We start from the raw sequence: 22,690 nt of genomic DNA on the forward strand, positions 1-22,690 counted from the left end.
TCACGGGAGGTGCCCGCGATCCGCGTTGCTGACAAGAGTGAAGGTTAAAGGGGCGCTCCGAATGCCAACGGCTTGTCACTGAAAAGCCTCACCTTTCCCCTTTTCGTCGCGGCTCCGGAACACTCCGGCTCCGCCCTCTTGCGGGGTGTCACCAACTTGACCCCAATCACTCGCGACGGCTGGGAGGGCCTCATCGTGCTGCGTGAAGAGGTGCGGGGATTACCCGATGTCGAAACCGGCAGGGACGGCGCGACCGCGGCCGACCTCGTCCGCGGCCTCACCTTCCTGCGCGCCAGCAACATGCAGGTGATGCGCCTCCACCTCGCCCAGGAGCAGGATGACCGGCGCGGCATGATGGCGGCGCTCGACGAGCTGGTCGGGCTCGACCGCGAGCTCGCGCGCTTCGTCGAGACCATGCCCGATCCGGCGCTCGCCGACGTCGGCGAGGCGATCGACGCGCAGCGGCAGGACCTGCTGGAGCAGCGGATGGTACTGGCGCGCGGCAAGCTCGGCCCGGCGCTGACTCCCGTCCCCGCCTACGAGCCGGAGCCCGAGGCGATCGCGGCGGACGCGCCGATGCTCCGCGAAGACGTTTACGAGGAGGAGGCACCCCGCCGCCGCTGGCCCTGGGTCATGCTCGGCCTGCTGATCCTCGCCGCTGCCGCCGTTGCCGCCTGGCTCTATCTCGACGCCGCCGCCCTTCCGACCCTCATCTCCTGGTGGGAGAGACTTGCATGAATGCCCACGCCCCGGTCCTTGACGCCGACACGAAGGAGCATCTGGCGCGCGCCGACGCGCTCGCCGCGTTCGAGGCGATCCCCTCGCTCGACGATCATGGCGAGATCGCCCGGCTGATCCTCGCCGAGGTGTCGCTCCTGACCCGCAAATACCGATGCATCCGCCGCCACGACGTGCCGCACATCGCCGAGCTTACCGGCCTGCTCGACGCTTTCTGGCAGGAGGTGAAGGAAGTGGAGATCCAGTCCGCGCGGATGCCGCACGAGGTTTAGGACGGATACACACGCCCACGCCATTTGTCTGCAACGCTGATCTGATTCCCCTTCCCTGCAAGGGAGGGGAGGATGAGACGGCCGCGATATCGCTAAATGACCGCCATGGGTGGAAATCGGGAATTGCGGGTTCGACCGAAGACTGACCTTCGCGCGTCCCGCAGGCAGCGCTAAGTCTTCGTAAATACCTAGCGATGGAATGTGGCGCGATGAAGATAGCGCGCCTCCAGCTGCTTGCTGCCCTCGCCGCCGTGGGCATTGCCGCCGCGGCGCCAGCGCCAGCCCAGCGAAGAGATTCGCAGGTGATAACTGCAGCTAGCGTCGCGGGCGGAACTCGCGATTTCGCGCTGCGTCTCTATCGAGAACTGGCGCGAGAAGAACGAGATAATATCTTCTTTTCGCCCGTCAGCATCGCGCTGGCGATCACGCCACTCGCGTCGGGAGCGGACGGCGAAACGCGTACAGGCATCCAACGCGCGTTGTCGTTACCTGAGGTGGGGCCGGAGCTGTCGTCTGCCTTGGGCTCGCTACAAAGGGCGCTGGAGCGGGACCGCGATAGGACCCAGGTCAGTATTGCCAACGCAATCTGGCTGAATCGCGAAAACCGGTTGCGACCGGAGTTTCTGGAAACCGCGCGGACGCATTTCGAAGCGACTGCCGAAATGCTCGACTTCGGGGGCGATCCCCGAGGCGCGGCGGCGCGCATCAATCGCTGGGCCGATACCGAGACACGCGGGCGCATCCCATCTGTGGTGGCTCCGGGCCAGTTCAATGAGCACACACGGCTTGTCATTACCAATGCCGTATACTTCCTGGCCGACTGGCAAACGCCTTTCGAGCCGGAAAGTCGCGCCGCGCCGTTCACGCTGGCGGATGGGCGACGGATCGATGTTCCAACGATGGAGCAACTCGGCGAGTTTCGCCATCATCGGAGGCGCGGATTTGCCGCGCTCGACCTCCCATATCGTGACGAGCGGCTGGTGATGACCGTGCTTTTGCCCGATTCCCCGACCGGGCTGGCGGCGCTGGAGCGATCCCTTACACCCAGCCTGCTTAACCGTACGCTGCGATCGCTCGACCGGAGCGAGCCTGTGCGCGTCGATTTGACGCTGCCACGATTCACATTGCAGGACAGCTATCTGCTCAACATACCGCTGGCGCAGCTCGGCATGGGCACCGCGTTTGCCCTGGAGGCCGATTTCCGGGGCGTCAGCGCGGAGCCCCTGCGAATCAGCCGGGTCACTCACTCCACCTTCCTTCGCGTTGACGAGCAGGGCACCGAAGCGGCGGCGGTTACGGTGGTGGATTCCGTCATCATCACCGGCTCGCGCCCGATGCCTCCGCCGATCCCGTTCCACGCCGACCGGGCATTCATGTTCATGCTGCGCGACCGAGACAGCGGGGCGATTCTGTTCTTCGGCCGGATAATGCGCCCGAGTGAAGTAGAATGAGTAGCCGCCGGCGCGCCGGAACGAGGTTGAGTACCGGATCGTGAATGTCCGCATGGGTCGAAGGCAGATATTACCGATTGTTGGATACAAATAGGATTTCTTCTGATCCAAACTGACGGATGGAACAGCATCCTGGCCCTTTATTTCGGATACCCGCACATTTCATTCCGCTCCCGGCCTTTCGCCGGATGCTGGCCGCTGCCTCGAACATCGTTGGAGGGGAAGATCACGGAGCTACGCGAGATCGTGAACTTCGTGAACTTCACCAGAGGGAAGGTCCGAAGCGGGTCCAAGGCGCGCAGCCTCTCGAACCGGCCGCTGGCCCTCGCAGCGCCGGTGCGCGATAAGCGCGCATGGCCGGGGCGGCGCGCATTCTTCATTGCCATTCCACCTTCTCGCTGGGGGGCAAGGAGGCGCGCGCCGTCCGGCTGATGAATGCGTTCGGCGACGCGGCGGTCCACACGGTGCTGAGCGCGATGCCGGACCGGCTCAGGGCGCGGGCGGCGATCGACCGGGGCATCGCGGTCGATTTCCCCGCTGACGCCCCGTCGCTGACCGGGCGGCCGACGCCGGGCCGGCTGCGGCGGCTGGCCCGCTACATGCGCGGCTTCGATCTCGTCCTCACCTACAATTGGGGTGCGTTCGATGCGGTGATGGCGCGGCGGTTATTTGGCGGTCCTCCACTCATTCACCACGAGGACGGGTTTAACGAGGACGAGGCGAAGAAGCTGAAGCCTGCCCGCAACCTCTATCGCCGGCTGGGGCTGCCGGCTGTCTACCGACTCGTCGTGCCCTCGGAGCGGCTCGAGGACGTCGCGGTCTGGGACTGGGTGCAGCCGCACGCACGGGTGCTGCGCATCCCGAACGGGATCCCGGTCGATCGTTTCCGCAAGGCACCGGAACCGGGCGCGATCCCCGGCTTCGAGCGGCGGTCGGGGGAGGTCGTGATCGGCACGGTGGCCGGCCTGCGCGCGGTCAAGAATCTGCCCCGTCTCGTCCGCGCCTTCGCCGGCATGACCCACAAGGCGGCGCGGCTCGTCATCGTCGGCGAGGGGCCGGAGAGTGAGGCGATCGCCGCCGAAGCGCGGGCCGAGGGCGTCGCCGATCGCGTGCTGATGCCGGGCTTCCTTGCCGATCCCGCCCGCTGGATCGGTCATTTCGACATCTTCGCCTTGTCGTCGGACAGCGAGCAGTTCCCGATTTCGCTGGTCGAGGCGATGGCGGCGGCGCGGCCCGCGGTCGCGACCCTGGTGGGCGACGTGCCGCACATGGTGGCGGAGGACAACAAGCCGTTGATCGTCGATCCCGCCGACGAGGACGCCTTCTCGGCCGCGCTCGACACGCTCGCCGACCGCCACGACCTTCGCCGCGCGATCGGTCTCGCCAATGCCGAAAAGGCCCGGTCCCGATATGACGAGGCGGCGATGATTTCGGCCTATGCGCAGCTCTATGGCGCCGCTATCGGGCGCCCCGGGGCATTTACCATTCCCGCATGACCTTTTGCCTGAGGCGCGCAAAGCGCCTATAGGCGGGGCTGGGGTTTATCCGGAGGTTTGATGTTCAAGGGTGTCAAGCCGATCCTCTATGCGGGGCGCGAGGTGCTCCCGCTGATCGAGGGCGGCAAGGGTGTGTCGGCGACCAACCATATGAGTTCGGGCGCCTGGGCCGCCGCCGGGGGGATTGGCACCGTGTCGGCCGTCAATGCCGACAGCTACGACGCCGAAGGGCGCATCATCCCCCAGATCTATCACGCGCTGACCCGCCGCGAGCGGCACGACGAGCTGATCCGCTACGCGATCGACGGCGCCGTCCAGCAGGTCCAGAAGGCCTATGACATCGCCTCGGGCCGGGGCGCGATCAACATCAACGTGCTCTGGGAAATGGGTGGCGCGCAGAGCGTGCTGCACGGCGTGCTCGAGAAGACCAAGGGGCTGGTCGCGGGCGTCACCTGCGGCGCGGGCATGCCCTACAAGCTCTCCGAGATCGCTTCTTCCTATGGCGTGAGCTACCTGCCGATCGTCAGCTCGGCGCGCGCCTTCTCGGCGCTGTGGAAGCGGGCCTATTCCAAGGCGGCGGAGTGGCTGGGCGCGGTGGTCTACGAGGATCCCTGGCTCGCCGGCGGCCATAACGGCCTCTCCAATGCCGAGGACCCGCTCCAGCCGCAGGACCCCTATCCGCGCGTCAAGGCGCTCCGGGAGACGATGCGCAGCGGCGGCATTGCGGACAGCGTGCCGATCGTGATGGCCGGCGGCGTCTGGAATCTCAAGGAATGGGAGCACTGGATCGACAATGAGGAGCTGGGGCAGATCGCCTTCCAGTTCGGCACCCGTCCGCTGCTCACCAAGGAGAGCCCGATCCCGGACGGGTGGAAGCAGCGCCTGATGACGCTGGAGGAGGGCGATGTCCTTCTGCACCGCTTCTCGCCGACCGGCTTCTACAGCTCGGCGGTGCGCAATCCGTTCCTGCGCAATCTCGAGGCCCGCTCGCACCGCCAGATCGCCTTCACCAAGGAGGAGATCGGCGACCACAAGTTCCAGCTCGACGTCGGCGTGCTCGGCAAGAAGAATTACTGGGTGACCAAGGGCGATCTGCTCCACGCCCGCGGATGGTATGCGCAGGGCTTTACCGAGGCGCTGAAGACGCCGGACGAGACGCTGGTCTTCGTGACGCCCGAGGAGAAGAAGGTCATCCGCAAGGACCAGGCCGACTGCATGGGCTGCCTCAGCCAGTGCCAGTTCTCGTCCTGGGCGGACACTGAGAAGAACACGACCGGCCGGCTCGCCGACCCGCGCAGCTTCTGCATCCAGAAGACCCTGCAGGATATCGCCCATGGCGGCCCGACCGAGGAGAACCTCATGTTCGCCGGCCACGCGGCGTTCCGGTTCAAGCGCGACCCGTTCTATTCGAACGGCTTCGTGCCGACGGTCAAGCAGCTCATGGAGCGGATCCAGGCGGGGGACTGAAGATGAAGCGCATTGCCGCGCTGCTGCTGGTCGTCTTCGGGATCGCTTCGCTGAGCGCCGCCGCACAGCCGCGCCGCGAGACGCCCTACTGGGCGTCGATCGCTTCGGGCGAGGCGATGATGCGACGGGGACCGGGGCGCAACTATCCGGGCGAATGGCTCTATGTGCGCCGCGACCTGCCGATCCGCGTCGTCGAAGTCTATCAGGAATGGCGCAAGATCGAGGATCCGGGCGGGACGCAGGGATGGATGCTCTCCAGCCTGCTGAGCGACACCCGCACCGCGATCGTCCGCGGCAACGGCCCGCAGCCGCTGCACGAGCGGGCGGACGCCGCTTCGCCGGCTCGCTTCCGCGCTGAGCCCGGCGTGGTCGGGCGGATCTCGCGCTGCGCTGGCGGCTGGTGCCGGCTCGACGTCGGCAACCGCGGCGGCTTCATCCGCGCCGACCAGATCTGGGGGGTGAACCCCGGCGAGACCATGGACTGAAGGGTCCACTCCTCCATCATTCCAGCGAAAGCTGGAATCTCACTTCTTGAAGGCAAAGGGATTCCAGCTTTCGCTGGAATGACGGGCCTGGCTTGGCATAACGGCGCGCATGACGCTCCTGCCGCCTCCGGACAGCCTGCTCGACAACGCCGCATTGTTCCTCGATTTCGACGGGACTCTGGTCGAGCTCGCCGACACGCCCCATGCGATCCGGGTGTCGCCGGCACTGGCGCCGATGCTGGAGCGGCTGCGGCTGCGGCTGGAGGGGCGGCTCGCCATCGTCAGCGGGCGCTCGCTCGAGGATCTGAAGCGACACGTGCCGCTCCACGACATCGCCTTTTCGGGCTCGCACGGGCTGGAGCTGCAGCTCGCCGACGGCACGCATCTGCCGCTCAGCATCCCGATCGGGCTGGACGACACGCGCGCCGCAATCGAGGCGTTCGCCGCGGCGACCGACGGCCTGCTTGTCGAGGAGAAGCCGGCGAGCATCGCGCTCCACTATCGCGGCGCGCCGGACGCGGCGGCGCGGGTGGAGGCGTTCATGACCGCGCTTGCCAAGGCGCGGGGGTTCACCTTGCAGGCCGGACAGATGGTGATCGAATTGAGGCCCGACGGCGCCAACAAGGGCGACGCGGTGAAGGCCTTCATGACCGACCCGGCCTTTGCCGGCGCGACGCCGGTCTTCATCGGCGACGACCTCACCGACGAGCACGCCTTTGCCGCCGTCGCGGCGCTGGGCGGGGCAGGCGTGCTCGTCGGTCCGGCCCGTGCCACCGCCGCGACCTACCGGCTGGAGTCGGTCGCGGCGGTGGCGGCCTGGCTTGGCGCGATCCGCTAGGCGTCGATGAACACCGGTTCTTCGTCCACGATCGCCCCGGACTGCCGGTCGAACAGCCGGCGATAGTGCCCGTCCGGGTTCGCGAGCAGCGCCTCGTGGTTCCCGTCCTCGACCACCCGGCCCTGTTCGAACACGAGGATGCGGTCGAGGGTGCGGACCGTCGACAGCCGGTGCGCGATGACGATCGCGGTGCGGCCGCGCATCAGCCGGTCCATCGCCTGCTGGATCGACGCCTCGCTCTCCGAATCCAGGCTCGACGTCGCCTCGTCGAGGATCAGGATCGGCGCGTCCGCCAGGAAGGCCCGCGCCAGCGCGACGCGTTGCCGCTCGCCGCCCGACAGCTTGACGCCGCGTTCGCCGACCAAGGTCGCATAGCCGCGCGGCAGCTTCGCGATGAAGTCGTGCGCGTTGGCGAGCCGCGCCGCGTTCTCGATCTCCTGCTGATTCGCACCCGGACGGGCATAAGCGATGTTGTCGGCGAGGCTGCGGTGGAACAGGATCGGCTCCTGCTGCACGATCGCGATCTGCGAGCGCAGCGACTGCTGCGTCGCATGCGCGACGTCCTGCCCGTCGATCGTCACCCGGCCGTCGGTCACGTCATAGAGGCGCTGGATGAGCTTGACGAAGGTCGTCTTGCCCGATCCCGAATGGCCGACCAGGCCGATCCGCTCGCCGCCTTGGATCGTGACGTCGAGATGATCGTAGAGCGGCGTCTCGTGCCCGCCATAGCGGAAGGTGACGTCCTCGAAGCGCACCGCGCCGAGCTCGATCCGGATCGGCACCGCATCCGCGCGGTCGTCGATGCCGAGGGGTTGATCGTGAAGTTCGACCAGTTCCTCCATTTCGTTCACCGCGCGCTGGAAGTGGTGGATGTGGAAGCCGACGTCGAACAGATAGCCGTGGACGACGAAATAGCTCGCCAGAACAAACGTGACGTCGCCCGGGGTTGCGCGGCCGGTCCACCAGAGCCAGATCGCCGTGCCGGTGATCGCGCTGCGCACCATCCAGAGCAAAGCGACCTGGATGGTGCCCGCCCAGGTGTAGCGCCGCCAGGTGCGGCTGGTGCGCTTGGCCCATTTGGCGAGCAGCCAATCGAGCTTCTGCTCCTCGCGTTCCTCGGCGCCGAACGCCTTGACCACTGCGTTGGAGCCGATCGCGTCCGCGAGCAGCCCGCCCATCTTCGTGTCCCAGGCGTTGGACAGCGTCGCCGCCGGCGCCGCCCAGCGCGAGGCGAGGATGACGGTCAACGCCACATAGGCGATCGTGCCGATCGCCATGACCAGGCCCAGCACCGGCCAGTGCCAGCCGAGCAGCAGCATCGTGCCGATCAGCACCACCAGTGACGGAAGGAGCTGGAGCAGCAGCACGTCATTGAGCGTGTCGAACGCCCACATGCCGCGGGTGATCTTGCGCACGATCGAGCCGGCGAAGCTGTTGGCGTGCCAGTCGGTCGAGAAGCGCTGCACGCGGTGGAAGGCGTCGTGGGTCACGTCCTGCATCGTGCGCAGCGTGAACGGCACGATGCCGTGCCAGGCGAAATGGCGCAGCACCACCATGACGAGGCCGAGCGCGGCCATCGCGGCGAACAGCATGAGGGCGGTGTCGCGCGCGCCGGCGGCGAGCGCGTCGATCAGCCGGCCGGCGAAGACCGGCACGAACACCTCGACGGCGGTGGCCGCCGTGATCGACAGGGCGATGGCGAGCGCAAGGGGGCGCTGCGCACGCCAGTGGGCGAACGTGAAGGCGAGGACGGCGCGGATCGAGTCCGCGCGGCGTTTGCCGCGTGAGTGAGTCATGTAACTGAACGGCGCCAAGGCGCCGCCTCCAAAGCGATATCGATGTCGGGTGAAGCGGGCGTCAGGCCCGGATCACGGTGGCTTCAGGACCTAGTGGCGGTGACGCCCGATGGTCCGGAACCTGCCGATGAGGGGGAATGTGGACACTGCTGTCATCAAAGACCCTCCCGGCTTCGCGTTGGAACAGGACGGCGCCAATAGCATCGCGAAACGGACCGCACAACCCGGCGATTCATGACGGAACCGGAGCGGACCTGACGAGTCCTGTTCCTTATGCGAGATCAGGGATTGACGGGCGCGCCGCCGGCCGGTGTGGCGCGGAAGGGCGGCAGATGAGCGGGCTCGATCTGTGGCCAATCGGCAATTGCCAGGTGAGCGCGCTGGTCGACGATGCGGCCGGATTCATCTGGGGCTGCCAGCCGCGCGTCGACGGCGATCCTTTGTTTTGCGCATTGCTCGAGCCGAAGGACCAGGACACGGCACCGCGCGGCCTGTGGCGCATCTCGCTGGAGACTCAGAACTCCGCCAGCGCCCGCTACATCAAGAACACGCCGATCCTCGTCACGCGGCTGACCGATGCTGACGGTGCCGCCATCGACGTCTACGACTTCTGCCCGCGCTTCGAACGCTCGGGGCGAATGTATCGCCCGGTCGCGTTCGTGCGGGTCGTCCGGCCGGTGTCCGGTGCGCCGCGCCTCAAGGTCGATCTCGACCCTGCCACCGACTGGGGGGCGGCAGCCGCCGAGCGGACCAGCGGCACCAACCATATCCGTTACCTGCTGAAGCCCCAGCCGCTCAGGCTCACCACCGACGCGCCCATCATCCACCTGCTCGAAGGGCGCAGCTTCCGGATCGAGAAGGACCTGCATTTCTTCCTCGGGCCGGACGAGCCCTTCGTCGGCAATGTGACGCAGGTGCTGGCGACGATGCTGCACCAGACCGCGGACCATTGGCGCGACTGGGTGCGCGGCCTCGCCATCCCGCTGGAATGGCAGCGCACCGTGATCCGAGCCGCGATCACGCTGAAGCTGTGCCAGCACGAGGAGACCGGCGCGATCGTCGCCGCGCTCACCACCTCGATCCCCGAGGCGGCCAATTCGGGGCGCAACTGGGACTATCGCTACTGCTGGATCCGCGACGCCTATTATACCGTGCAGGCGCTGAACCGGCTCGGCGCGCTCGACGTGCTGGAGGGCTATCTCTCGTACCTGCGCAACATCGTCGACGAGGCGCGGGGCGGGCACATCCAGCCGCTCTATGCCGTATCCGGCGAGCCGAAGCTGGAAGAGAGGATTGCCGAGCGGCTGACCGGCTATCGCGGCATGGGGCCAGTCCGGATCGGCAACGCCGCCTACACCCAGGTCCAGCACGACGCCTACGGCCAGATCGTCCTTTCCAACACCCACGCCTTCTTCGACGAGCGGCTGCTGCGCAAGGCGACGGCGGAGGATTTCGTCTCGCTGGAGCGGGTCGGCGAGCGGGCATGGGAAACCTATGACCAGCCCGATGCCGGCCTGTGGGAGTTCCGTACGCGTACCTCGGTCCATACCTATTCCTCGGTGATGAGCTGGGCCGCGTGCGACCGGCTCGCCAACATTGCTCGGGAGCTGGGCATCGGCGAGCGCGAGGCGGTCTGGCGCGAACGCGCCGACGCGGTCCGCGCGTCGATCGAGGAGAAGGCCTGGCTGCCCGACGCGCAGCGCTTTGCCGCGACCTTCGGCGGTGGTGAGCTCGATGCGAGTCTGCTGCAACTTCTCGACATGCGTTTCCTCGCCGCCGACGATCCCCGGTTCGTCGCCACGTTCGAAGCGGTCGAGAACGGCCTGAGGCGCGGCGAGCATATGCTGCGCTACGCCAGCGAAGACGATTTCGGCCTGCCGGAGACCGCGTTCAACTTCTGCACCTTCTGGCTGATCGAGGCGCTGCATCTCGTCGGGCGGGGCGACGAGGCGCGCGCCCTTTACGGCAAGATGCTGGAACGGCTGACGCCCGCAGGCCTCCTTTCGGAGGACACCGACTTCGAAACCGGCGAGCTTTGGGGGAACTACCCGCAGACCTATTCGCTTGTTGGCATCATCAATTGCGCGGGGCTTCTGTCCCGTCCCTGGACTGCTGTCAGATGAGCCGCCTGATCGTCATCTCCAACCGCGTCTCGACGCCCAAGCCGCGCAGCGCGGGTGCGCAGGGCGGGCTCGCCGTCGCGCTGTCGGCCGCCTTGCGCGAATATCGCGGCATCTGGTTCGGCTGGTCGGGCGGGAAGACCGACGAATTCACCGGCCAGATCAACCTCCACCGCGAGGACGGCGTCACCACCGCGACGATCGACCTCGAGGAGCAGGACGTCGACGAATATTATAACGGCTACGCCAACCGGACGCTCTGGCCGCTCTTCCATTACCGGATCGACCTCGCCGAATATGATCGCAGCTTCGGCAGCGGCTACGAGCGGGTCAACGAGCGGTTCGCGGAGACCGTCACGCCGCTGGTCGAGCCCGACGACCTCGTCTGGGTGCACGACTATCACCTGATCCCCCTCGGCCAGCAGCTCCGCCAGCGCGGGCTCAGGAACCGGATCGGCTTCTTCCTCCACATCCCCTGGCCGCCGCACCGGTTGATGGTGTCGCTGCCCTTCCATCAGCGGCTGGTCCGCTCGATGCTCGCCTACGATCTGATCGGCTTCCAGTGTGCCGAATGGCTGGAGAGCTTCCACCATTATATCACCCGCGAACTGGGCGGGACGGTCTTCGACGACGGCATGATCGAGGTCGACGGGCGCCGCGTTCAGACGGCCGCCTTCCCGATCGGCGTCGACGTGGCCGAGTTCGAGGCCGCGATGGAGACGCAGGACGCGCGCAACGCGTTCGAGACGCTGAAGCGCAGCCTCGAAGACAAGAAGGTCGTGATCGGGGTCGACCGGCTCGATTATTCGAAGGGGATCGAGGAGCGGTTCCTCGGCTATCGCCGCTTCCTCGAGGAGAATCCCGACTGGCACGGCAAGGTGTCGCTGCTCCAGATCGCGCCGCCGTCGCGCGGGGAGGTCCACACCTACGAGACGATCCGCGACACGCTCGACGGCCTGTCGGGGCGGATCAACGGCGAGTTCGCCCATGTCGACTGGGTGCCGATCCGCTACGTCAACCAGGGCTATCCGCGCGAGGGCCTCGCCGGTTTCTATCGCGCCTCGGACGTGGCGCTGGTGACGCCGCTCAGGGACGGAATGAACCTCGTCGCCAAGGAATATGTTGCGGCGCAGGATCCCGCCGATCCCGGCGTCCTCATCCTCTCGCGCTTCGCCGGGGCTGCGCACCAGCTGGGCGAGGCGATCCTGATCAACCCCTACAGCAAGGACGAGGTCTCGGACGCGATCCGCAGCGCGCTCACCATGCCCAAGGCCGAGCGGCGGCGGCGCTGGGAGGCGTTGATCGACAATGTCCGGCGCGAGGATGTGCTGTCGTGGCGCCACGCCTTCGTTGCTGCGCTGGCGGGCGACCAGGTCGAGACGCCGGAGCCCGAGCCGGAGACGGGAGAAGTGGCGGTTTAGCCGAAGGGCTCGTCGATCGAGGGCGAAGGCCGGGTGAACCAGGCGGCGCCGTCCTCGGTCACGTGGAGATGGTCCTCGAGGCGGATGCCGAAGCGATCGGGGACTACGATCATCGGCTCGTTCGAGAAGCACATGCCGGGCGCGAGCGGCGTCCTGTCGCCGCGCACCAGGTAGGCGGGCTCGTGGATCGAGAGGCCGATGCCGTGGCCGGTGCGGTGCGGCAGGCCCGGCAGCTGATAGTCGGGGCCGAGGCCGGCGCGTTCCAGAACGCGGCGGGCGGCGGCGTCGACCGCCTCGCACGGAAGGCCCGGCTCGACCGCGTCGAAGGCGGCCTGCTGCGCTTCCTGCTCCAGGGACCAGATCGACCGCTGCTCGTCGCTCGCCCGGCCGAAGACATAGGTGCGGGTGATGTCGCTGTGATAGCCCTCGATCGTGCAGCCGGTGTCGATCAGCACGACATCGCCCGCGGCCAGCGCGGCATCGCCGGGGAGGCCGTGCGGGAAAGCGGTGGAGCGGCCAAACTGCACGATGCAGAAGCTGGAGCCGGCGGCGCCGAGCGCGCGATGCGCCTCGTCGATGAAGCGACGCACCTCGCTCTGGCGGATGCCCTCGTGGAGGATGCGCGCGGCACGGCGTTGCACCTCCAGCGTCATCGCCTTGGCCTGGCGCATAAGGGCGAGCTCGGCCGGCGATTTCGTCATCCGGCAGCCGTCGATCACGGCGGATCCCTCGATGATCTCCACGTGCGGCGCGGCGCGGCGGATGCGGTCGACGAAGAGGAAGGCCAGCGCGGGGTCGACCGCAAGGCGGGTCGCGCCGAGATCGCGCAGGGCGCCCGCGACCAGCCCGGACGGGCTCTCGTCCTCCTGCCAGAGACGGATGTCGGCGTCGATGTGAAGATCGGCCTCGAGGCTGCCGAGCTCGAAATGCGGGCAGACGAGGATGGGTTCGCCCGTCACCGGGAGCAGCAGCGCGACAAGGCGCTCGCTCGCGCCCCAAGGTACGCCGGCGAAGTAGCGCAGGCTCATGCCCGCCCCGACGAGGAGTGCCTCGGCGCCCGTGTCGCGCGTGAGGCGGCGGGCTTTTTCGAGCCGCGCCAGCCGCTCTTCGCGGCCGATGGACTGGGCGGGCTCCGTCCAGGGTCGGAGACCGGCGAGCTGTTCCCTTGCGGTCGAGCCGCCGATCCCCTTCGTCATTGATCTACCTCAAGCGTCAGCGGCAGCGGACCTGGCTCTGCTGCTGCTCGACGGTGCGGCCGAGCAGCGCGCCGAGCACGCCGCCGACGATCGTTCCGCCGGCCCGGCTGCGGCCGCCGTCGATCGCGCGGCCGATCAGCGCGCCGGCGCCGGCGCCGATGACGAGGCCGGTCGTGCCGTCGCTGCGGCGGCAATAATAGCGCCCGTCCGAACCGCGATAGACATGGTCGTTCTCGCTCAGCACCCGCTCCTGATAGCGCGGATCGTCGCGATAATAGCGGGACGCGTCATAGTCGCGGACATAGGCGTCGTCGCCATAGCGGTCGTTGTAGCGATAGTCGTCGCGATACTGGCCCCGGCGGACCGCGTCGTCATAGCGCTGGCGCTCGCGCTCGTAGAGATCCTGCTCGGCGTCGAAGCGGCGCTGCGCCTGATCCCAGCGGGCCTGCTCCGCCCGGGTCTGGGCCAGAGCGGGGGTGGAAAGCGCGGAAGCCGAAATGGCCAGCGCCAGTGCAATCTTGGTGATCTTCATCCCCGTGTCTCCTTACGCTACCGTCACATCATTCTCGCATGCCGGCGGTGCAAAGCCAAGCTGCGAGGCCCTCTTATACCCTAGCGCGCGACCGGCCGGGCGGTTCCGGGCGCGCGCTTCACGAAGCCCCTAGCCGCAATGCTGAAAGAAGCGGGCGATCCGGTCGCGCTGCGGCTGCGTGGCGTTCATCCGCTCGACCGCGCCATCAGCGGTCAGCGCCAGCTCTCCGGTCGCGAGGAAGCGCTTCAGCACCCGATCCTGCGAGGACACGATGGTGCTGAGATAGGGAAGCTCGTCCGTCCGCAGGGTTCCGGAATAGGTGGCGTCGATCGGTCCCGACGACAGGCGGAATTCGGGCCGGGCATCGGCGGGCGGAATGCGCCAGAGGGTGATCCGGCCCGATCCGCGATCGCAGGTCATGCCGAGATGCACGGCGTCGGTGTCCGGAAGTTCGAAGGCGAGGGTCATCGACTCGTCATCGCCGCGAATATTCCATTCGAGTCCGTCGCCGTTCTGGGCAGCCAGCGGTGCCGCGAGGCCGAAGGCGGCCGTGATGAGCAGAGGGGACCAACAACGCATCACAAATTCTCCGCCGCGCCGCCGCTCTCTAGGCCGGACCCTGCTTTCGCGGGGCTGAACGATGTGCGCGCCCGGCAGTGTCATCGTGGCGCGCCCGGCAGGATTCGAACCTGCGACCCCAAGCTTAGAAGTGGCGACGGTTTACTTTCGCCTACTTTCGGCTAGTTTCAATGAGCTTCGGAAATCAAAGCCTTAGCCATTTTGAACTTTCAGGTATATTCGGTGAGTTTCGGGTAGATGTATCTAAGCTGCTTACTTTCTGATTACTCAGCCGACAGGTTTGTCTCGATGGTATCGCCCCGGACTAACACCGGATGCGACTCGGATCTGATGATCCAAATATGCCAAGCCTCATCACGATTCGACCAGGCCGGGAAACTCGATCACACGGACCCATCTTTCGCCTACGTTCGGCTAGCTTCACCTAGCGTCAGGTAGGTTCCAAAATAATTGTTATCTATCAATGCCTTGGGTGGCATAAACATTGTCTCCATTGTCTGAGTCGCTCAGAATGAACGTTAGCCGATATGCCAACCATCAAGGTCTCTAAGCGGACTGTCGAAGCGGCGCCGATCCCGGTTGGGAAAGACGCCTTCTACTGGGACAGCAAAATCTCTGGCTTTGGCATCCGCGTGACGCCCCGTGGGGTCCGAAGCTACGTCGTCCAGTATCGACTTCCCGGCCAGAATTCTCGCCGGCTGACGCTGGGAAGGCACAACAGTCCTTGGACACCAGATCAGGCCCGCACCTACGCCATCGATCTGCTCACGGAGGTTCGCAAGGGGGTCGATCCCCTTCAGGTGCGGCGCGACCGTGCCCGCGCGGCCAAGGAGATGCGCTTCGACCGCTATGTCGAGGATTTCTGCGACAAGTATCTCAAGGCGGGGTGGCCCGATTCCTGGAGCCTCGCGAAGCGTCGCCTCGACATGTACGCGGTGCCGGTTTTGAGATCGAAGCCATTGCCCGAGATCTCCAAGCGCGACATCGTGGCAATCATAGATGCCATCCGTGAGCAGCGAGCGTTGGCACGCAACACCCACGCGGTGCTGCGGATGCTGTTCAACTGGGCGGTCGACCGCGATGACCTCGACCGGTCGCCGATGCATGGTTTGAAGGCGCCGCCGGCGCCGAAAGCGCGACGTCGAGTGTTGAGCCCCGACGAGATTTTGGCGCTCTGGCTGGCCTCCTACGAACTCAACCCACCGTTCGACACGTTCATTCGGCTTCTCATCTGCACGTTGCAGCGTCGTCAGGAGGTTGCGGCCTTGCCGTGGCTTGAGCTCAATCAGGATCGGCATTTGTGGCAGCTGGATGGAAGTCGCGCCAAGAATGGAACCTCCCATCTCGTGCCGCTCAACGGCCTGGCGATGGCAGAGCTCAAACGGCTGGGCTGGAAGAATCATGGGCTGGTTCTGACCACCACGGGCGAAACGCCGATCAGCGGCTTCAGCAAGCAGAAGGCCAGGCTGGACAAGCTCTTCGCCAGCCATCTCCAGCGAATTGCCGATGCGCGCGCATCGCTTGAGGACGAAGAGCCGCGCCCGGTCGAGATTGCCCCCTGGGTGCTGCACGACATTCGTCGCACCGGAACGACGCAATTGCAGGCGCTGGGCATCCCGATCGAAGTCACCGAGCGCTGCATCAACCATGTCGGCACCGAGGTTGCGGGCATCCGCGGCGTCTACAATCGCTACGATTATCTGGCCGAGAAAAGCCAGGCCTTTCGGGCCTGCGGTGGATTTCTTCAGCGTCTGCTCAACGATAATCCGCTTATCGCCTTGGCCGAACGGGAGAGACAGGGCCGGGCCACCCAAAAGAATGGCAACGTGGTCTATCTGTCCGAAATGAGGTCCGCAGAACGAAGAGCATGATCGTGATCAGCCCGTTCAGGGAGTCCGATTTGCGCCCATTGCTGACGCCTTGACCATGATGCCAATTCCTCAAAAGCGGACATGACAAAGGTGATGCGCCGCGACCAGGCAGTTCGGTCCCTCCTGAGGCATCGCACGCGCGAACTCGGGATCGGTAGCAGCTCGGAGGTGGATAGCTTGCCTGGCACTGCTTGGTGGCTTTCTGATAGCGGCCATCGCGAGCGATCTTTGATCCGGCTCCGATGCCCGCCGTCCGGCATTCCCTCAATCGCCCACGGCAGCAACGAAATATCTCGCCGCGCGCGATGCCTGGGGCCGGCGGATGAGTCACGACCTGGCGACCGCCATCCGGCTTTCGAGGAGGTGATGGCGGAGGAACCGGACTTTGCTCCGGCGAGAGTCGGCTTGGCAGATCATTCGCGAATATCGCGACATCTGGGCGCATTGCTGCCGAACGCCTAGCGAGCGGTCCCACCCGCACGCCCTACCGTTGAAGAAGCCTAGCCAACATCGATACGAGCTCCACTTCCCGGCCAACACCCAGCTTGGCGAAGGCGATTTTGAGCTGCGTGCGCACGGTATCCAGACTTACCCGCCGTTGTGCAGCGATGGTTGCGCGGTCTTCGCCATTGGCGAGACGAAGCGCAACGTCGGCTTCGGCGGTAGACAGGCCGTAGAGTTGTTGAAGTATCGGCCCTGCCTGGCCATGCCAACGCTGAACCGAGCGAGCGATGACCAGAAGCTGCGGCTCGAAGCGGAAGTGCCATGAGCCACGTGGTGCCGGGCAGATGTCGAGGATCAACGGCAGCGATCCCAACTCGCCGTGAATCACTACGGTCTCCAGCAGGCGGTTGCCATGGCCATGCTGGACCAGTGCAGCGCGCAGCAGGGCTGCGTCGCGCGGATGGGGAACGTCAAGCCGGCCATTGATCAGGCGGAGTTGCCCGTTCGTCAGCAACGCCGTTGCCGCGCCAGTCATGGCCGCCACCCTGGCGCCGGCGTCACAGACGAAAACCGCCGCTCCCACCGCCTCGAGCGCACCGCTAACAAGCTGGGCGCCGGCATTCTCCAGCGCGATCTGGGTGCGCACCGCGCTGCGTACGAACGGCGCGATGGTGGAGAACAGAGCACGATCGGCGGCACTGGTGTGCCCGTCGCGCTCCCCGCGCAAGACGGCCAAGCCGACGATTCCGCCGGCATTCTCCCAAAGCTTGGCCTGACAGCCATGCCGGATATCATTGTCTCGCGCGAAATCGGCGTAGACATCGTCGGTTATCATGGGGGCAGCCGCCAGATAGTGGGCTTCGCTGCGTAACGCCAGCACCGGGGCATGCACGGACACTGCGACACGCGGATTGATTTCGGGGCTTCCGCCGTTGATCGCGACGAAATCACGCAGCGCCTTCTCCGAGAGGCCGGTGACCAGATTGAACGGCACGGTCGATGTCGCGCCGATACCGATCAACTGACCATGCGAGGATCGGGTGGCGTCGGCAAGCGCCGCCAATGCCGGTTGCCATTGCGCGCTGTCGACAGCGGCCGAGGCAAAGCGATCGGCTAGATCCAGCAGCGTCGCGTCCACCTCGAGCCGTTTCCCCCATCGCTGGCAGTCCCGCTGGCCGAGCCCGCATGTGCTTGCGCGCGGGAGGCAGCAACTACGTAGCAAAACGCACCGAACCAATCGCCATACCCTAATTGCGGGATGCGGGGCGTTCGACCCCCGGATAGCCGATGACCCATTGATGGGGAATGGAAATTGGGGGGTGAGATGATCGGCACGTTTTCGACACGCGCGGCGTTGCGTCGCAGCTTGGGCCTGGGCGCAAGCGCGTTCGCGATGTCCATTGCCGGCCCGGCGATGGCACAGACCGAATGCACCGACAGCGTCTCGGCGACCCTGTGCGAGATCGTCAATGAGGGGGACAGCGGCCAGCTGACGATCGCCTCGCGCGTCCGAGTGATCAACACCGGCAGCATCACCGGCGCGCCGGCGATCATCGGCACGATCCCTGTCCCTCCGACCGGGGTTCCCACCCTGATCACGCTGATCATCGAGAATCGTGCGGGAGCAACCATTATCGGCACCGGCGGGGTGTCGGTGAACTCGCCCGGCGCGCTGATCAACGCGGGCACGATCACCGGCAATGTGACCGGCCTCACCCAATATGTCGCGGACGGCGGCACGCTGAACGGCAATCTCACGCTCGGCACCGGCGCGCCGACGGATTTCAACCCCCAGATCTTCGTCCAACGCGGCGCGACCCCCGGGGTAACGGGGACGATCTCGGCCGGATCGGGTATCGACTATTACGTGCAGTCCTATGCCGCATCGGAGACCTTGCCCATCCTCCTGGGCGGCGGCCTGCCGGCGACCTTCGAGGTGGAGGGGGTCGAGGTGCGCGGCGCGGCCACGACCGTGACGCTGGCGTCGCTGCCCGGCGAGACCATCGGCGGCCTGGGTCTGATGGGCGACGGCCACATCGTCAGCACCGCGACCATCGGCGTGTCTAACACCGTCGGCGCGGGCTTTCCGCCGGGCTTCCCGCTCTTCACCACCGCAGTCAGCTATCTCGGATCGCCCGAGGCGACGTCCTTTCTCACGCTGCGCATCCAGACGAGCCCGCCGGGCGCGCCGCTCCAGTTCGCGACCTATCAGACGGGCATCGGCGCGGCGCTGGGTAGCCTCACAAATGAGGGCACGATCAACGGCGATCTGCGCCTGACCACCGCCGGCTTCGCCAACAACGGCACGATCAACCTCGTGACCCGGGCGACCGGCACGCTCATCGCCAATGCGGAGGCCGCCGACTTCAGCTTCTCGAACAGCGGCACGATCTCCTATGTCGACAACGGCGCGCGTGCCGGCCTCGCGGCGATCGAGGGGCAGTATCTGGGGGATGGGGATGCCGGCTATGCGGTCCGCCTCCGGTCCATCGAGGGGGTCGGCGCGCAGGGCGTGACCATCGCCAACAGCGGCACGCTCGAGGGCGGGCTCGGCGGCGCGCTCATCGCCGACACCTTGTCGTTCGAGAACAGCGGCGACATCTCGGGAATCGAGAGCGCCAACGCCCTCGCCCACGGCGTCAACCTCACCATCGGCAGCGTGCGCCGGCTCGACGGTTCCGAAGCGGGTCGCATCGCCGACAATGTGACGATCGCCAACACCGCCACCGGCACCATCAACGACGGCCTTCGCGTCTCCGCGGCCACGACCAGCCTCAGCTTCACCAACGCCGGCGCGATCACCGGCCGCAGCGACGACAATCGCGCGGTCAGCATCGATCACGAAGGCGGTGAGGGCCTCTCGTTCGGCAACAGCGGTACGATCGCGGGCGATCTGTTGGTGGGCACCGATGCCGCACAGATCGATGTGGTCAACAGCGGCAGCATCGTCATGCCGGTCGTGGCCGGCTTCGACCCCAATAGCGGGAGCCGGGAAGCGGTGGAGATCGGCCTCTCCGCGACAGGCAACCAGGACGTCGAATTCACCAATTCCGGCGGGATCGAGCAGCGCAATCGCGGCGGCGCCGCAGTCTCGATCGAGCTTGAGGAAAATCAGACGGCGACGATCGATATCGCCAACAGTGGCGCGATACGTTCCGATGCCGGCGCCTCGGTCATCGACGGGACGCTGGTCGGCCTGGAGGAGGGCACGCAGGCGGTGAATGTCAGCGTCGGGCTGGCGGTATCGGCGGGCGAAGGCGGGCGGGCCGATATCACGATCGACAACCGCGCGGGCGGGACAATCTCGGCATCGGGCGCATATGCCTTCGCCTCGGCGGACGGGGAGACCCCGGCGCCGGGCGGCAGCACCGCCTACTCCACCGCGCTGCTGGTGGACGCGGATTCGCTCACCCTGACCAACGCCGGCACGATCAGCGGCGGGGAGGGGGCGACGCTTCCCGACGGCTATGTCCTGACCAGAGACTTCGCCCTGCCCGACAATTATCTCGCCGGCGCGATCCAGACCGGCGCATCGGTCGATCGTGTGACCAACACCGAAACCGGGGAGATCACCGGATCGGTCGACCTCGGCGCGGGGGACGACAGCTTCGCCAACTATGGCACGATCACCGGCGACATCTTCCTGCGCAACGGCAACGACAGCTACATCCATCTGCTCGCCGCGAGCTTCACCGGCACCGCCGATGGCGGCGCGGGCGAGGATTCGCTGGCGATCGACCTGACCGGCAGCGACGGCGTGGTCAGCAACGCGCTCTACGAACAGTTCATCAATTTCGAGCTCTTCTCGCTGATCAGCAACGGCACGGGCATCGTCCTCGAAGACGGCGGCACGCTCGATCTGGGCGAGGACTCGCGCATCGACACGCCGGGGGAGACCGCCATCCAGGGCGGCGACCAAGGCGACACGGTCAGCAACAGCGGCACGATCAACGGCAATGTCGATCTGGGCGGCGGGGGCAACACATTCACCAACAACGGCACGATCACCGGCAACATCGCGACCGGCGCGGGCAACGACAGGTTCAGCAACACCGCCGGCGGCACTATCACCGGCAATGTCGATCTGGGCGATGGCGACGACAGCTTCGCCAACGCGGGCGAGATCATCGGCGATGTCGCACTGGGCGGCGGCGCCGATACCTACGAGCTCGGCGCGGGGAGCGTCAGCGGCGTGGTCGACCTCGGCCAGGGCGACGATCGCCTGACGCTCGGTTCCGGCGCGAGCTTTGGGGGGGCGGTGAGTGGAGGGGCGGGCACCGATGTGCTCGGCCTCGCCACCGCTGGCACGGCCGCAGCGCCCTATGAGTTCAATGCCGCCGGATTCACAGATTTCGAACGCCTGACCAATGTGTCCGGGACTGCGGCGATCTCCGGCACGGTGAGTTTTGGTCAGATCGAAGTCGCCGCCGGCCGGCTGATCGGCCGCGCGGGATCGGTGCTGACCGGCAATGTCGCGGTCGCGAACGGCGCGACCTTCGGCAGCGCGGGTACCGTCAACGGCAACGTCACGGTCGCCTCGGGCGGCACCTTGTCGCCGGGCGCCTCGCCGGGGGTGATGACGGTGAACGGCAATGTCTCGCTCGCCGGCGGAACGACGACGATATTCGAATTCCAGCCGTCGCCGCTGCAGAGCGATCAACTGCTGATTTCCGGCACGCTTACCATCGCCGGCGGCACCACGCTCCGCCTGACCGGCGACCGCCCGCTCACCCCGGGCGTGGCCTATGACCTGATCGTCGCGACCGGCGGGATCACCGGGACCTTCACCACGGTCGACCAGGCGGCGACAGTGCTCGGTTTCCTGCGCTATTCGGCCGATCGCCTGCAGCTGCTCGGCACCTTCCAGGCGGGCGCGGGCGTCTCGCCGCAGGTGGCCGCGTCGATCGACTATGTCAACGCGGTGCTGGTCGCCGGCGCCAGCACGGACCTGCTCGCCGCGGTGCCCGCGCTGCTGGCGAGCGACGGCACGGCCAATGCCGCGGCTTTCGCGCTGATCGGACCCGAAGCTTATGCGAGCGCGTCCGAGCTGGGATCGGAGCGCGGGCTGGGCCTGGTCAAGGCTGCCCGCGCCGGGCTGGGCAGCACCGGCCGCGCCGCGCCCGGTCCGTTCGCCTTCGGACAGGCGCAAGGCGGCTGGCGCGACCTCGAGGGCGAGGCTCAACTGGGCATTTCGGGCGCCGACATCGAAAGCTACGGCGTGTTCGGCGGCATGGGCTACGGCAGCCGGAACGGGTCGATTGCCGCCTTCGTCGGCACCGTCGACAGCGAGCAGCGCCTTCCCGGGATCGCGGCGCGAACCGACGCGAATGGCATCGTCGTCGGCTTGGTCGGCCGCTTCGCCAGCGGCGGTTTCGATCTGTCGGCCATGGCCGCCTATGACTGGGGCGACGCCGAGACCGAGCGGGCCGTCCCCGCCAATGGCAGCGTCTCCGCCAGCTACCGCCTGCGCAGCCTGGTTCTGGACGCCGCCATGGGCTATGCGTTGCCGATCTCGAACGGCTGGGCCCTGCGTCCCGAAATCGGCATCACTCATGTCGCCACCGAACGCGGCGCGACCGGCGAGACGGGCAGCCCCGCCTTCGCCCTTGCGGTAGAAGGGGATGACCGCAATGCGACCTTTGTCGACGGCAGCATCGGGCTGAAGGGCGGCCTGGAGGCCGACGCGGCGTCCCGCCCGTGGATTCAGGCCGGAGTCCGGCACCAGGTGAGCGGCGGCCGCGCATCGGCGACCGGTGGATTCGCCGGCAATCCGCTGACATTCGCGCTGCCCGGAGCCGCGCGCGCCGAAACTCTGGCGCTGTTCGGCGCGGGAGCAAGTTTCGATATCGGCTCCGGCACCAGCCTATACGCAGCTTATCAGGGTGAGCTCGGCGAAGGGGGCAGCCACAATGTCAACCTGGGGATCCGCATTGCCTTCTGAATCGACACGGCGATCGATCCAGCCAAAAGTGGACGTGAAACAG

16 protein-coding genes are annotated in these 22,690 nt (G+C 66.7%); 11 read left to right on the forward strand and 5 right to left on the reverse strand.

Translation table 11 applies throughout. The annotated features are described in order from the left end of the window. The first annotated feature begins 156 nt into the window (after positions 1-156). The 7 genes from RCO27_RS14015 (at position 157) to otsB (ending at position 6,747) form a co-directional block, all read left to right on the forward strand. Positions 157-738 (forward strand): hypothetical protein, encoded by a 582-nt coding sequence (locus tag RCO27_RS14015; RefSeq protein ID WP_309003317.1) that lies wholly within the window; start codon positions 157-159, stop codon positions 736-738. After that, positions 735-1,010, forward strand: coding sequence for a hypothetical protein (locus RCO27_RS14020; protein ID WP_309003318.1), 276 nt, complete (start codon positions 735-737; stop codon positions 1,008-1,010). Before RCO27_RS14015 ends, RCO27_RS14020 begins: the two co-directional genes overlap by 4 nt. A gap of 209 nt (positions 1,011-1,219) precedes the next feature. Beyond that, positions 1,220-2,461: a serpin family protein gene (locus RCO27_RS14025; RefSeq protein ID WP_309003319.1), complete on the forward strand. Its 1,242-nt coding sequence runs from the start codon at positions 1,220-1,222 to the stop codon at positions 2,459-2,461. A gap of 353 nt (positions 2,462-2,814) precedes the next feature. Next, positions 2,815-3,957 carry a glycosyltransferase gene (locus RCO27_RS14030; protein WP_309003320.1) on the forward strand — a complete coding sequence of 381 codons (1,143 nt, stop codon included), beginning with the start codon at positions 2,815-2,817 and terminating at the stop codon, positions 3,955-3,957. A gap of 60 nt (positions 3,958-4,017) precedes the next feature. Continuing rightward, complete coding sequence (locus RCO27_RS14035) at positions 4,018-5,424, forward strand: nitronate monooxygenase (protein WP_309003321.1); 1,407 nt, start codon at positions 4,018-4,020, stop codon at positions 5,422-5,424. A gap of 2 nt (positions 5,425-5,426) precedes the next feature. Beyond that, positions 5,427-5,909, forward strand: coding sequence for an SH3 domain-containing protein (locus tag RCO27_RS14040; protein WP_309003322.1), 483 nt, complete (start codon positions 5,427-5,429; stop codon positions 5,907-5,909). A 109-nt stretch (positions 5,910-6,018) separates the two neighbouring features. Then, on the forward strand, positions 6,019-6,747 hold the full coding sequence (otsB, locus tag RCO27_RS14045; protein WP_309003323.1) for a trehalose-phosphatase: 729 nt from the start codon (positions 6,019-6,021) through the stop codon (positions 6,745-6,747). Here otsB and RCO27_RS14050 read toward each other — a convergent pair. Next, a complete protein-coding gene (locus tag RCO27_RS14050) occupies positions 6,744-8,543 on the reverse strand; it encodes an ABC transporter ATP-binding protein (RefSeq protein ID WP_309003324.1) in 1,800 nt (599 codons plus the stop codon). The two genes, otsB and RCO27_RS14050, sit on opposite strands and share 4 nt — an antisense overlap. Before the next feature lie 332 nt (positions 8,544-8,875). Between RCO27_RS14050 and RCO27_RS14055 the strand changes: the two genes are divergently transcribed. Both RCO27_RS14055 and otsA read left to right on the forward strand, forming a co-directional pair. After that, a complete protein-coding gene (locus RCO27_RS14055; protein WP_309003325.1) occupies positions 8,876-10,666 on the forward strand; it encodes a glycoside hydrolase family 15 protein in 1,791 nt (596 codons plus the stop codon). Further along, positions 10,663-12,084 (forward strand): alpha,alpha-trehalose-phosphate synthase (UDP-forming), encoded by a 1,422-nt coding sequence (otsA, locus tag RCO27_RS14060; protein WP_309003326.1) that lies wholly within the window; start codon positions 10,663-10,665, stop codon positions 12,082-12,084. The genes RCO27_RS14055 and otsA overlap by 4 nt, the downstream gene beginning before the upstream one ends. On the opposite strand, the gene RCO27_RS14065 is transcribed toward otsA, so the two are convergent. The 3 genes from RCO27_RS14065 to RCO27_RS14075 form a co-directional block, all read right to left on the reverse strand. Then, positions 12,081-13,280 (reverse strand): Xaa-Pro peptidase family protein, encoded by a 1,200-nt coding sequence (locus tag RCO27_RS14065; protein WP_309003327.1) that lies wholly within the window; start codon positions 13,278-13,280, stop codon positions 12,081-12,083. The two genes, otsA and RCO27_RS14065, sit on opposite strands and share 4 nt — an antisense overlap. Positions 13,281-13,296: 16 nt before the next feature. Beyond that, a complete protein-coding gene (locus tag RCO27_RS14070) occupies positions 13,297-13,812 on the reverse strand; it encodes a glycine zipper 2TM domain-containing protein (RefSeq protein WP_309003328.1) in 516 nt (171 codons plus the stop codon). Positions 13,813-13,941: 129 nt separating this feature from the next. Further along, positions 13,942-14,391 carry a hypothetical protein gene (locus RCO27_RS14075; protein WP_309003329.1) on the reverse strand — a complete coding sequence of 150 codons (450 nt, stop codon included), beginning with the start codon at positions 14,389-14,391 and terminating at the stop codon, positions 13,942-13,944. Positions 14,392-14,918: 527 nt separating this feature from the next. Here RCO27_RS14075 and RCO27_RS14080 point away from each other — a divergent pair. Next, a complete protein-coding gene (locus tag RCO27_RS14080) occupies positions 14,919-16,262 on the forward strand; it encodes an integrase family protein (protein WP_309003330.1) in 1,344 nt (447 codons plus the stop codon). 484 nt (positions 16,263-16,746) lie between these two features. On the opposite strand, the gene RCO27_RS14085 is transcribed toward RCO27_RS14080, so the two are convergent. Further along, on the reverse strand, positions 16,747-17,844 hold the full coding sequence (locus RCO27_RS14085) for a helix-turn-helix transcriptional regulator (RefSeq protein ID WP_309003331.1): 1,098 nt from the start codon (positions 17,842-17,844) through the stop codon (positions 16,747-16,749). A gap of 276 nt (positions 17,845-18,120) precedes the next feature. Here RCO27_RS14085 and RCO27_RS14090 point away from each other — a divergent pair, with 276 nt between their 5' ends. Then, positions 18,121-22,647 carry an autotransporter domain-containing protein gene (locus RCO27_RS14090; protein WP_309003332.1) on the forward strand — a complete coding sequence of 1,509 codons (4,527 nt, stop codon included), beginning with the start codon at positions 18,121-18,123 and terminating at the stop codon, positions 22,645-22,647. Positions 22,648-22,690 lie beyond the last annotated feature (43 nt).

Source organism: Sphingosinicella sp. LHD-64, from assembly GCF_031157375.1.
In the GTDB taxonomy this organism is placed as follows: Bacteria; Pseudomonadota; Alphaproteobacteria; order Sphingomonadales; family Sphingomonadaceae; genus Allosphingosinicella.

Coding starts and splice junctions, on each gene's coding strand:
- RCO27_RS14040 (WP_309003322.1), top strand. CDS start 5,427: ATGAAGCGCATTGCCGCGCTGCTGCTGGTCGTCTTCGGGATCGCTTCG.
- RCO27_RS14080 (WP_309003330.1), top strand. CDS start 14,919: ATGCCAACCATCAAGGTCTCTAAGCGGACTGTCGAAGCGGCGCCGATC.
- RCO27_RS14050 (WP_309003324.1), bottom strand. CDS start 8,543: ATGACTCACTCACGCGGCAAACGCCGCGCGGACTCGATCCGCGCCGTC.
- otsB (WP_309003323.1), top strand. CDS start 6,019: ATGACGCTCCTGCCGCCTCCGGACAGCCTGCTCGACAACGCCGCATTG.
- RCO27_RS14090 (WP_309003332.1), top strand. CDS start 18,121: ATGGCACAGACCGAATGCACCGACAGCGTCTCGGCGACCCTGTGCGAG.
- RCO27_RS14025 (WP_309003319.1), top strand. CDS start 1,220: ATGAAGATAGCGCGCCTCCAGCTGCTTGCTGCCCTCGCCGCCGTGGGC.
- RCO27_RS14070 (WP_309003328.1), bottom strand. CDS start 13,812: ATGAAGATCACCAAGATTGCACTGGCGCTGGCCATTTCGGCTTCCGCG.
- RCO27_RS14020 (WP_309003318.1), top strand. CDS start 735: ATGAATGCCCACGCCCCGGTCCTTGACGCCGACACGAAGGAGCATCTG.
- RCO27_RS14075 (WP_309003329.1), bottom strand. CDS start 14,391: ATGCGTTGTTGGTCCCCTCTGCTCATCACGGCCGCCTTCGGCCTCGCG.
- RCO27_RS14035 (WP_309003321.1), top strand. CDS start 4,018: ATGTTCAAGGGTGTCAAGCCGATCCTCTATGCGGGGCGCGAGGTGCTC.
- RCO27_RS14065 (WP_309003327.1), bottom strand. CDS start 13,280: ATGACGAAGGGGATCGGCGGCTCGACCGCAAGGGAACAGCTCGCCGGT.
- otsA (WP_309003326.1), top strand. CDS start 10,663: ATGAGCCGCCTGATCGTCATCTCCAACCGCGTCTCGACGCCCAAGCCG.
- RCO27_RS14055 (WP_309003325.1), top strand. CDS start 8,876: ATGAGCGGGCTCGATCTGTGGCCAATCGGCAATTGCCAGGTGAGCGCG.
- RCO27_RS14030 (WP_309003320.1), top strand. CDS start 2,815: ATGGCCGGGGCGGCGCGCATTCTTCATTGCCATTCCACCTTCTCGCTG.